This window comes from Kitasatospora sp. NPDC059160 (assembly GCF_042755465.1).
Classification (GTDB): Bacteria; Actinomycetota; Actinomycetes; order Streptomycetales; family Streptomycetaceae; genus Kitasatospora.
The window spans coordinates 32,108-42,397 of the sequence record NZ_JBHZCN010000084.1; the positions used below are offsets into that span (position 1 = coordinate 32,108).

Annotated in this window: 13 protein-coding genes; 4 read left to right on the forward strand and 9 right to left on the reverse strand. The window is 74.8% G+C overall.

The window, feature by feature from the left end:
* Positions 1 to 20 precede the first annotated feature (20 nt).
* Complete coding sequence (locus ACFXOZ_RS30405) at positions 21 to 476, forward strand: nuclear transport factor 2 family protein (protein ID WP_380593377.1); 456 nt, start codon at positions 21 to 23, stop codon at positions 474 to 476.
* 67 nt (positions 477 to 543) lie between these two features.
* Here ACFXOZ_RS30405 and ACFXOZ_RS30410 read toward each other — a convergent pair whose 3' ends face one another.
* Positions 544 to 1,131, reverse strand: coding sequence for a TIGR03086 family metal-binding protein (locus ACFXOZ_RS30410; RefSeq protein WP_375888610.1), 588 nt, complete (start codon positions 1,129 to 1,131; stop codon positions 544 to 546).
* A gap of 64 nt (positions 1,132 to 1,195) precedes the next feature.
* Between ACFXOZ_RS30410 and ACFXOZ_RS30415 the strand changes: the two genes are divergently transcribed.
* Positions 1,196 to 1,987 carry a DUF6597 domain-containing transcriptional factor gene (locus tag ACFXOZ_RS30415; protein ID WP_380526285.1) on the forward strand — a complete coding sequence of 264 codons (792 nt, stop codon included), beginning with the start codon at positions 1,196 to 1,198 and terminating at the stop codon, positions 1,985 to 1,987.
* A gap of 12 nt (positions 1,988 to 1,999) precedes the next feature.
* On the opposite strand, the gene ACFXOZ_RS30420 is transcribed toward ACFXOZ_RS30415, so the two are convergent.
* The 5 genes from ACFXOZ_RS30420 to ACFXOZ_RS30440 form a co-directional block, all read right to left on the reverse strand.
* The gene (locus ACFXOZ_RS30420) at positions 2,000 to 2,695 is read right to left on the reverse strand and encodes a VC0807 family protein (RefSeq protein WP_375888604.1); all 696 of its coding nucleotides are present in this window, start codon (positions 2,693 to 2,695) and stop codon (positions 2,000 to 2,002) included.
* Positions 2,696 to 2,857: 162 nt separating this feature from the next.
* Positions 2,858 to 3,847 (reverse strand): ABC transporter substrate-binding protein, encoded by a 990-nt coding sequence (locus ACFXOZ_RS30425; RefSeq protein ID WP_380526282.1) that lies wholly within the window; start codon positions 3,845 to 3,847, stop codon positions 2,858 to 2,860.
* 70 nt (positions 3,848 to 3,917) lie between these two features.
* Entirely contained in the window at positions 3,918 to 4,769 is an 852-nt protein-coding gene (locus tag ACFXOZ_RS30430; RefSeq protein ID WP_375888600.1) for an ABC transporter ATP-binding protein, read from the reverse strand.
* On the reverse strand, positions 4,766 to 5,815 hold the full coding sequence (locus tag ACFXOZ_RS30435; protein ID WP_380593378.1) for a FecCD family ABC transporter permease: 1,050 nt from the start codon (positions 5,813 to 5,815) through the stop codon (positions 4,766 to 4,768). The genes ACFXOZ_RS30430 and ACFXOZ_RS30435 overlap by 4 nt, the downstream gene beginning before the upstream one ends.
* 73 nt (positions 5,816 to 5,888) lie before the next feature.
* Positions 5,889 to 6,941, reverse strand: a complete 1,053-nt coding sequence (locus ACFXOZ_RS30440; protein WP_375888596.1) for a FecCD family ABC transporter permease — start codon at positions 6,939 to 6,941, stop codon at positions 5,889 to 5,891.
* A gap of 99 nt (positions 6,942 to 7,040) precedes the next feature.
* On the opposite strand from ACFXOZ_RS30440, the gene ACFXOZ_RS30445 reads away from it, so the two are divergent.
* Positions 7,041 to 7,700, forward strand: coding sequence for an HAD family hydrolase (locus ACFXOZ_RS30445; protein WP_380593379.1), 660 nt, complete (start codon positions 7,041 to 7,043; stop codon positions 7,698 to 7,700).
* Here ACFXOZ_RS30445 and ACFXOZ_RS30450 read toward each other — a convergent pair.
* Positions 7,697 to 7,936, reverse strand: coding sequence for a hypothetical protein (locus tag ACFXOZ_RS30450; protein ID WP_380399235.1), 240 nt, complete (start codon positions 7,934 to 7,936; stop codon positions 7,697 to 7,699). The genes ACFXOZ_RS30445 and ACFXOZ_RS30450 overlap by 4 nt on opposite strands.
* A gap of 498 nt (positions 7,937 to 8,434) precedes the next feature.
* Between ACFXOZ_RS30450 and ACFXOZ_RS30455 the strand changes: the two genes are divergently transcribed.
* The gene (locus ACFXOZ_RS30455) at positions 8,435 to 8,818 is read left to right on the forward strand and encodes a cold-shock protein (RefSeq protein ID WP_350504961.1); all 384 of its coding nucleotides are present in this window, start codon (positions 8,435 to 8,437) and stop codon (positions 8,816 to 8,818) included.
* A gap of 13 nt (positions 8,819 to 8,831) precedes the next feature.
* Here ACFXOZ_RS30455 and ACFXOZ_RS30460 read toward each other — a convergent pair whose 3' ends face one another.
* Positions 8,832 to 9,683 (reverse strand): menaquinone biosynthesis family protein, encoded by an 852-nt coding sequence (locus ACFXOZ_RS30460; RefSeq protein WP_380593380.1) that lies wholly within the window; start codon positions 9,681 to 9,683, stop codon positions 8,832 to 8,834.
* A complete protein-coding gene (locus tag ACFXOZ_RS30465; protein ID WP_380593381.1) occupies positions 9,676 to 10,287 on the reverse strand; it encodes a futalosine hydrolase in 612 nt (203 codons plus the stop codon). Before ACFXOZ_RS30465 ends, ACFXOZ_RS30460 begins: the two co-directional genes overlap by 8 nt.
* Positions 10,288 to 10,290: the final 3 nt, after the last annotated feature.

A 10,290-nucleotide genomic window follows, 5' to 3' on the forward strand; every position in this document is an offset into this window, starting at 1 on the left:
CACTCCTGACAAGCGATGTGATGGAGTGGAACTCCGAGCCCGAGCCCGAGGAGGCCGTCGTGTCCCGCACGCCGCAGGAGATCTTCCAGAGCTACGTCTACGCCGGTGCGATGACCCGCAACGCCGACGCCCTCGCCGAGTGCTTCACCGAGGACGGCATCCTGGAGGCACCGCTGATGCCCGCCGGCGCCGCCTTCCCCCGGCGGCTGGTGGGTCGCGAGGAGATCCGCACCGTCATGGCCGCGTACTACGCACGGAGCGAGGCGAAGGCCGACCGCCCGCCGAACGTCGAGAAGTCCGCGTACGTGCTGCACACCACCGCCGACCCGGACGTGTTCATCGCCGAGATCGACACAGTCTTCGACGGGGACGAGGGCGAGGAGGACAGGGCCGTCTCCCTGGTGCAGATCGTCCGCGTCCGGGACGGCAGGATCGCCCGCCTCCGGGACTACTTCGCCCCCGACCTCATGAGCTGAACGGGCCGGCCGGCCCCTTCCATCGCCGGTCAGCCCGTGCAGCGCCGGCCGGCCTTTCCACCGCCGGTCAGCCCTTCCACCGCGGGTCACGCCCCGAGGCCGCCAACGCGCGCTCCCACGCCGAGGCGTCCTCGGGCACTGCCACCGGCTCCGCGAACCCGCCGTACTGCCGGAACAGTTCGGCGTTCTCCGCGACGATCCCGCCCACCAGCAGGGCCAGTTCCTCGTCCACCTCGATCGCGCCGCCGACGGCCCGCGCCACGTCCCAGCCGTGCAGCAGCAGCTCCAGGACCAGCATCCGGGCGATCCCCACCGCCGGGAACGGCGAGCCGCCGAGGTCGACGTCCCCCTCCCAGGCCGCCGGGTCGGCCCAGGCCGCCACCGCCCGCTCCAGCTGGGCCGCGTACCCGGCGCGCCAGTCCGGATCCGCCGTGAAGTCCCGCTCGACCAGTGCCGCGGGCAGTTCGAGGCGCCGGGCCCGGTGCTCCAGGCCGTGCGAGGTGTACAGCACCCAGTGGTTGATCAGCGTCCGGGTGTCGAACTCCCCGCAGGGCGTCGGCGCGTCCATCGAGGCCCCGGCCGGGACGCCGGCGGCGACCTCGGAGGCGACGGCGGCGGCACGGGCCAGGAAGGGGTGCAGGGGGTGGGCGTTCATGCCCCGATCGTGCGCCGGGGGGCGCCGCCCGGTCTTGAAGAAACGCGACGACTAGCCTGGCCCCATGGTTGCCCCCGACCCTCCCGACCTCGGGCGCGGCGTGCTCCACCCGGCCCGGGCCGCCGAGCTGATCAGCGTCGAACGGCTCGCCCCCGCGCCCGCCGTGGCGCGCTTCGTGGAGTTCTACTGGGTGGTCCGCTGGGACCTGGCCGGCCGGCCGCCGTACGAGCAGAAGGTGCTCGCCCACCCGAACGTCCACCTGGTCTTCGAGGCCCCGCGGGCCCGCGTCTACGGGGTGGACCGCTCGCTCTTCGTCCGCCGCCTCGAAGGCACCGGGCACGTGCTGGGCGTGAAGTTCCGGCCCGGCGCCTTCCGGCCCTTCGCGGGGCACGCGGTGAGCGCCCTCGCCGACCGGTCCGTCCCCGCCGCCGACTACTTCGGGCCGGGGGCGGACGAGGCCAACGCCCTGGTCCTGGACGGGCCGGGCGCCGCGCGGGCCGACGCCTTCCTGCTGCCGCGCCTGCCCGCGCCCGACCCGGTGGCCGAGGAGGTCGCCGCGATGGTGGAGCGGATCACCGGCTCCCCGGACCTGCGCCGGGTGGACGACCTGGCCCGCGAGCTGGGCCTGAGCGTCCGCCGTCTCCAGCGGCTGTTCGCCGAGTACATCGGCGCCTCCCCGAAGTGGGTGCTGCGCCGCGCCCGGCTCCACGAGGCCGCCGAACGGGCCGCGGCGGAAGGGGCGTTGGACCTGGCGGCGCTCGCCGTCGAACTCGGCTACGCCGACCAGGCCCATCTCACCCGGGACTTCACCGCGGCGGTCGGCACCTCCCCGGCCCGCTACGCGGGTTCGGGCTGAACATCAGGCGACTCAGGCGGCCGCCGTCGCCGCCGCGGCCGCCTCGGCGGCGGCCCGGCCACGGGCGCCGGCCCGCTTGGCGTAGGTGATGGTGAAGTAGATCAGCCCGCCGAGCACCGCGAACGGAAGGACGCTGTTGATGGTGACCACCGTGCCGTGCGAGAGCGTGTAGACGAACACGATCCGCAGCGCGGCCTCCAGGATGAACGCGGTGCCCCAGACGACGGTCAGGTTGCGCTGCACCAGCCGGAAGCCCGGGTACTGCCACATCGAGTTCCACCAGGAGACCATCTCCGGGGTGCCGTCGGTGGCGAACTTGCGGCCGAAGTAGAACATGATCGGCTTGGGCGCGGCCAGCGAGGCGAGGTAGAGCACGCCGAGCAGGCCCGAGACGAAGGAGTCCTTGGCCAGCAGCATCTTCGGGTCGGTCGGGCCGACCAGCGAGACCACCAGCGTCAGGGCGACGAAGACCAGCGAGACGACGGCGAACTCGTCGATCCGGCGGTGCCAGGCGAGGTAGATCACCGTGTCGAGCACCGGGCCGAGGCCGGAGAGCAGGATGGCGGTGGACTCGTTGTAGCCGTGGTCGTGCAGCTGGTTGTAGATCATGATCGGCGCGACCACGTTGAAGGCGATGCTGATCAGCCAGCCGAGCGCGGCGGCCTTGCCCTTGCGGGCAGGAGCGGTCGGAGCTACCGCAGTTGACATGGTGGTGTCCCCCGGACGAAACGGTGTGCATGGGCGGCGCCATTGTGGCGGAAGCGACGGTCGGCTGCACAACCCGACGATGTCGACTAATCGTCAGTGGGCTGACGAGGCCCGCCCGCGGCCCGGCCCCAGCCCCGGCCCCAACCCCGGCCCCAGCCCCGGCTACGCCCCGAGGAAGCGCTGAAGCTCGTCCAGTACGAAGTTCGCCCCGGTGTACCCGATCCCCTGGAACCACAGCTGGTCGTCCACCGGGAACGCCCGGTGCGCCTTGACCGCCCCGAGGCCCTGCCACCCCGGGCTCGCCAGCGCCGCCTCCTCGCCGGCCTTCTCCGGATCGCCGTAGGTCGCGTACAGCAGCAGGTCGCCGTCCGCCCTGCCGATCTGGTCGAGCGGGATCTCGAAGTCGGACTGGTCGACGTTCTGCGCGTCCGGCCGCCCCACCTCGGCGTCGGCCAGCACGCTGCCGGGGAAGCTCTGCCGCCCGAACAGCCGGATCCCGCCGCCCTCCGTGAACCGCACCAGGCTCACCTTGCGCCCGGACAGCTTCGCCGCCGCCAGCGCCCCCGCCACCTGCCCGGCGTGCTTCTGGTACGAGGCGACGAAGGCCGCCCCGGCCGCCACCCGGCTCAACGCCTGGGCGTGCAGCTGGAAGTTCGCCTTCCAGGGCGCCCCGGTGGTCTGGGTGAGCACGGTCGGGGCGATCGCCCGCAGCTGCTCGTACCGGTCGCCGTCGCGGGTCTGGTTGGAGAGGATCAGGTCCGGCCGCAGCGCCCGGAGGGCGGCGAGGTCGGGCGCGCCGGCCGGGCCGACCAGCCGGACGCCCGCCGTGCGGGAGGCCGGCCAGTAGGCGGGGAAGCCGGTGTCGGCGGCCGGGAGCGCGGCCCCGACCGGGGTGATGCCCAGGGTCAGCACGGAGTCGAGCACGTCGGTGTCCAGCACGACCACCCGCAGCGGCTCGCCCGGCACCTGCACCGGCCCGGTCGCGGCGTTCACCGTCACCGGGGGCGGCGGGGTGGGGGAGGGCGTGCCGCTCGCCTCGAAGTCCGCGGCCGGCGGCTGCGAGCCCCCGGAGCCGCTGCACGCCGTGAGCGCGGCGGCCCCGCCGAGTCCGCCGAGCCCGGCGAGGAACGTACGGCGGGAGATCCGGGGCATCGGCGGGTCCTCGGGCGGTGAGGCTGCGGTGGGCCCGTCGATTATGTCCGAAATGGTGGCTAAAAGGTCGTTAAGCGTCCACGGCACCGGCGGTTTCCGCCGCCACCGTCCACGGCGCCCCCGGCACGACCAGCGGAGTGCCCGTCACCGGGTCGGGCACCACCACCGAGTCCAGCCCGAACACCTCGCGCACCAGCTCCGCCGTCACCACCTCGCCCGGGGGGCCCTCGGCGACCACCCGGCCGTCCCGCATCGCCACCAGGTGGTCCGCGTACCGGGCCGCCTGGTTGAGGTCGTGCAGCACGGCGACGACCGTCCGGCCGCGCTCGACGTTCAGCCGGCGCACCAGGTCCAGCACCTCCACCTGGTGCGCGATGTCCAGGTAGGTGGTCGGCTCGTCCAGCAGCAGCACGTCGGTGCCCTGGGCGAGCGCCATCGCGATCCAGGCCCGCTGGCGCTGCCCGCCCGACAGCTCGTCCATGCTGCGCTCGGCCAGCTCCGCCGTCGAGGTGCGCTCCAGCGCCTCGGCGACGGCCGCCTCGTCCTCCGCCGACCACTGCTGCCACCAGCTCTGGTGCGGCTGGCGGCCGCGCGAGACCAGGTCCGCCACCGAGATGCCCTCCGGCGCGGTCGGCGACTGCGGCAGCAGGCCGAGCCGCTGGGCGATCCGCTTGGTCGGGATCCGGGCCAGCTCCTCGCCGTCGAGCAGCACCGCGCCGCGCACCGGCTTCAACAGCCGGCCCAGCGCCCGCAGCAGCGTCGACTTGCCGCAGGCGTTCGGGCCGACGATCACCGTCACCCGCCCGTCCGGGATGCCGACGTCCAGGCCCTCGACGACCGTGCGCGCCTCGTAGGCCAGGGTGAGGCCCCGGGCCTCCAGGCGGTGCGGGCCCGCCGTCGTACGGTGCGTGCTCGCGGTCATCGGGAACCTCCACGGCGGGATCGGATCAACAGCCACATCAGGTACGGCGCGCCGACCATGCCGGTCACCACGCCCACCGGCAGCTCGGTCGGGGCGAGCAGCCGCCGGGCGATCAGGTCCGCCAGGACCACCACCAGCGCCCCGGTCAGCGCCGAGCACAGCAGCGGCACCTGCGCCGAGCGGGCCAGCCGCAGCGCGATCTGCGGGGCCATCAGCGCCACGAAGTCCACCGGCCCGGCGGCGCCCGCCGCGCAGGAGGCCAGCACGATGCCCAGCAGCGCCATGCCCAGCCGGATCCGGTCCAGCCGCAGCCCGAGGCCCACGGCCGTCGCGTCGTCGAAGGAGATCGACCGCTGCGCCCGCGCCGCCCACAGCGCCACCGGCAGGGCCGCCAGCAGCACCCAGGCCAGCCACCCGGCCTGGTCGAAGCCGGTGCCGTTCAGGCTGCCCGTCATCCACACCTTCGCGGCCTGCGCCTGGAAGCCGTCGCCCTTGGTCAGGAAGACGGAGGTCAGCGAGGACAGCGCCACGCTGATCCCGATCCCGATCAGCACGAAGCGCTGGGCGTGCAGCCCCCGCCGCCAGGCCAGCGCGTACACCAGCAGCCCGGCCGCCAGCCCGCCGCCGACCGCCGCGTACGGCGCCTGCCCGGTCGAGCCGACCACCCCGTACGCCGTCAGCCCGACCACGGTGACGGTCGCGCCCCAGGTCACGCCCACCACGTCCGGGCTGGCCAGCGGATTGCGGGCCACCGTCTGCACCAGCGCCCCGGCCAGCCCGAGCGCCGCCCCGACCAGCAGCCCCACCACCACCCGCGGCAGCCGGAACTCCCCGACCACCAGCTCGTCCGGACTCGGCTGCCCCAGCACCACCTTGACCACCTCGCCCGGCGAGACGGTCGACTCACCCAGGCACAGCGAGGCCACCACCGTCGCCGCCAGCACGACCAGCAGCCCGGCGGCGGCCAGCGCCGACCGCCGGTGCAGCAGGAACGAGGCCCGCCCGGCCCGCACCACCGAGTAGCCCCGGAGCGAAACCGACGTCATGCGCCCACCTCGCTGCGCTCGGCAGGGGCATGCCCCAACGCGCGCCTCTCAACGGTTCCCTCGCTGCGCTCGCTCACGCCGCCACCACCTTCCGCCGCCGCACCAGGGCCACCAGCACCGGCACCCCCACCAGCGCCGTCATCACGCCCGCCGGGACCTCCGAGGGCGGGAACAGCACCCGGCCGAGGGTGTCCGCGAGCAGCAGCAGGGCCGGGCCGAGGACGGCCGAGAAGGCGAGGATCCAGCGGTGGTCGGCACCGGCCACCGCCCGGGCGGCGTGCGGCACGGCGAGGCCGATGAAGGCGATCGGGCCGGCCGCCGCGACCGCCGAGCCGGTCAGCACGGTGGCGCCCAGCGCGCCGACCGCCCGGACCAGGCCGGTCTTCGCGCCCAGCCCCTTCGCGGTGTCCTCGCCGAGTGCCAGCGCGTCCAGCCCGCGCGCCACCGCCACCACCAGCACGGTGCCGACGGCCAGGAACGGCAGCAGCTGCCAGGCCACGTCCGCCGTCCGGCCGGAGAGCGAGCCGACGTGCCAGAACCGGAACTGGTCCATGGTGGCCGCGTCGGTGGTCAGCACCAGGGTGTTCAAGGAGGCGATGAACGCGGACATCGCCGAGCCGGCCAGTGCCAGCTTGATCGGCGTCGCCCCGCCCCGGCCGCGCCCGGCCAGGCCGTACACCAGCACGGTGGCGATCACGGCGCCCGCGAAGCCGAACCAGACGTACCCGGTGAGGGTGGAGACCCCGAAGCCCGAGATGGCGACCACCACGCCCGCCGCCGCGCCCTGCGAGACCCCGAGGATGCCGGGGTCGGCGATCGGATTGCGGGTCAGGCCCTGCATCACCGCGCCGGCCAGCCCGAGCGCGGCGCCCACGGCCAGCCCGACCACCGTCCGGGGCACCCGCAGCTCGCGGATCACCACGGCGTCGGCGGAGCCGCCGCCGTGCAGCAGCGCGTCGACGGTCGCCGACAGCGGCACCGTGCGGCTGCCGACCGCCAGGCTCAGCAGCACCGCGACGGCCAGCACGGCCAGTGCGGCGGCGAGCCACAGTATTCGGTGACGGGGAGTCCGCCGTCTGCCCGGCGGTGCGGTGGTGGTGCCGGTCGGTGCGGTGGTGTCGGTCATGAGCCCTCTCCGCGGAAAACTCAGGTAAACCTAAGTTCCGCCTCGGAGGCGGGGCAAATCGCCTCGTCCCGGCCCGGGCCCGTTGGGTAGCCTGGCGGCATGCCCGCGACCCCGCCCGCCCCGCTCACCGTCGGCTTCGACCTGGACATGACGCTGCTGGACACCCGGCCCGGCATCCACGCCACCTACCGGGCGCTCTCCGCCGAGACCGGCGTCCCCGTCGACGCCGACCTGGTGGTCACCCGGCTCGGCCCGCCGCTGCTGGACGAGATCCGCAACTGGTTCCCGGCCGAGGAGGCCGAGCGGGCCGTCGCCCGCTACCGCGAGCTGTACCGCGAGCACGCCTTCGCCCCGACCGTGCCGCTGCCCGGCGCCCACGCCGCCGTCGAGGCGGTCCGCGCCCACGGCGGCCGGATCGCCGTGATCACCGGCAAGTACGAGCCGAACGCCCGCCTCCACCTGGAGCACGCCGGACTGGACGCGGACGTCCTGGTCGGCGACCTCTGGGCGGAGACCAAGGGCGAGGCGCTGCGCGCGCACGGCGCGAGCATCTACGTCGGCGACCACCTCGGCGACATCGTCGGCGCCCGGCACGCGGACGCCGTCGCGGTCGCCGTGGCCACCGGCCCGTACGACGCCGACCGGCTGCGCGAGGCCGGGGCGGACGTGGTGCTCACCGACCTCACCGGCTTCCCGGAGTGGCTCGACCGGCACCTCGGCCCGAACCAGGACTCCCGGGGCCAGGACTCCCGGGGCTAGGACTCCTGGGGCGCGATCCGGGCGCGCTGGGCCCGGGCGTTCAGGAACAGCCCGGTCAGCGCGGACAGGAAACCGGCCGGCATCAGCATGCTCAGCCAGTACATGGCCGTCGGCAGCGGCGTCAGGTGCAGGAACAGCGGGACGAAGGTGACCAGGGTGGCGAGCGCGCCGACGCCGAAGACCACCGTCCCGGCCTTGACGTACACGTCGCCGGGTTCGGCGCTCTGGCTGCTCACGTCCGCTCACTCCTCCGAGCCGCGCCGGGCCGCCCGTCCGGGGCCCGGTCCGCGCCCCAGTCTGGCAGAACCGCCCCCGCGGCGGCCCACCGGAGCGGCTCGGTCACGTTGCGCAGTTTCCCGGCAGCGATGCGTTTTGATCCCTGCTGGGCGAGGGTATGCAGGGGGTGCCGAGGGGCGCTACAGGTGCGTCCCGTGTCCTCAGACCCGGGGGTGTGAGCCGATGGACTGCGCAGAACCGCGCCCCGGCCGTGCCAGTACCGGGTCGTCCGTGACCGCGAGATCCCCGCGCGCCCGTCGGCCCCTCCGGCCCTCGGAACGCGGAGCGATCGCGGACCGCTGACGAGGCAGTGACGGACCATTAGTCTGCTCCTGACAACGCGCCGGCCGTGAGCGCCCACGGGCTCCGAGTCGAGGTCGGCCGTCTTTCTCCCCACACCACCCAGTGATCCCCGGCCAGGGCCGGGATCCCTCACACCCATTCGAGGACTGTTCGAGATGCCCACCGGCCAGGTCAAGTGGTTCAACGAGACGAAGGGCTTCGGCTTCCTGTCGCGCGACGACGGTGACGACGTCTTCGTCCACACCAAGGCGCTGCCCGCCGGTGTCACCGTGCTGAAGCCGGGCCAGCGGGTCGAGTTCGGCGTGGTCGCCGGGCACCGCGGGGACCAGGCGATGGCCGTGCAGCTGCTGGACGCGCTGCCGTCGGTGGCCGCCGCCCAGCGCCGCAGCGCCGACGACATGGCGCCGATCGTCCAGGACCTGATCACCACCCTGGACGCGGTGCTGCCCGGCCTCCAGCGCGGCCGCTACCCGGCCAAGCCGACCGGCCAGAAGCTGGCCGGTCTGCTGCGCGCGGTGGCCGACCAGTTCGACGTCTGAGGCCCCGAGGGGTCTAGAACGCGAGCGCACCCGGGTCGAGCGGGGGCACCAGCCCCTCCGCGGCGGCCCGGGTGAGCAGCGCGCGGACGGCCTGGTAGCCCTCCTCGCCGAGGTCGGCGGTGAACTCGTTGACGTACAGCCCGATGTGCTGGTCGGCCACGGCCGGGTCCATCTCCTGGGCGTGCGCCAGCACGTACTCCCGGCTGGCGGCCGGATCCGCCCAGGCCTGCCGGACGGACGCGCGGATCGTCGCGGCGAGCTCGCGCAGCCGCTCGGCGCCCAGCGAGCGCCGGGCCACGATCGCCCCCAGCGGGATCGGCAGGCCGGTCTCCGCCTCCCAGGCCTCGCCCATGTCGGCCAGGCTGTGCAGGCCGTACTGCTGGTACGTGAAGCGGGCCTCGTGGATCACCAGGCCGGCGTCCACCCGGCCGTCCCGGACGGCGGGCATGATCTCGTGGAACGGCAGGACGACGATCTCGCCGAAGCCGCCCGGCACCGCCTTCGCCGCCCAGAGCCGGAACAGCAGGTAGGCGGTGGAGCGCTCGGAGGGCACCGCGACGGTGCGCCCGGCCAGGTCCGCGGGCGAGGCCACGCCCGGCAGGGTGAGCACCAGCGGCCCGCAGCCGCGCCCCAGCGCGCCGCCGCAGGGCAGCAGGGCGTACTCCTCCAGGACCCACGGCAGCGCGCCGTAGCTGATCTTCAACACGTCCAGCTCGCCGCGCTCGGCCAGGCCGTTGGTGATGTCGATGTCGGCGAAGGTCACCTCGGGGGCGTCCGCCCCGGGGACGGCGCCGTGCGCCCAGGCGTGGAACACGAAGGTGTCGTTCGGGCAGGGCGAGTACGCGATGCTCAGCCGTTCAGCCACGGCCGGCCTCCTCGATCAGTTCTCGGACGGGAAGCGCGGCGAAGGCCCGCTCCAGGGCGGCCAGCGCCTCGCCGATCCGCCAGGCGGCCCGGTCGCGCGGGCCCACCGGGTTGGACACGGTGCGCAGCTCGAAGGCCGGCACGCCGAACCGGGCGGCGGCCTCGGCCACGCCGAAGCCCTCCATCGCCTCGGCCGCGGCCCCCGGGTGACGGGCGGCCAGCGCGGCGGCCCGCTCGGTGCTGCCGGTCACCGTGGAGACGGTCAGCACCGGGCCGGTCACGGCCCGGACGTCGCGGTCCGCCAGGGCCCGTTCGGCCAGGGCGACGACGGCCGGGGGAGGGGTGTGCCGGGTGGTGCCGAAGCCCAGCTCGGTGACGTCGGCGAAGCCCTCGGGGGTCTCGGCGCCGAGGTCGGCGGCCACGACCGCCGACGCCAGCACGGTCGCGCCGACCGGCGCGTGCGGGGCGAAGCCGCCGGCGATCCCGGCGGAGGCGACCAGGCCGTACGGGCCGGCCGCCAGCGCGGCGCCGGCGCCCGCCGCGGCTGCCGCCGGGCCGACGCCCGCGGCCAGCACGTCCACCGGCGCGCCCGCGCAGCGGTGCAGGGT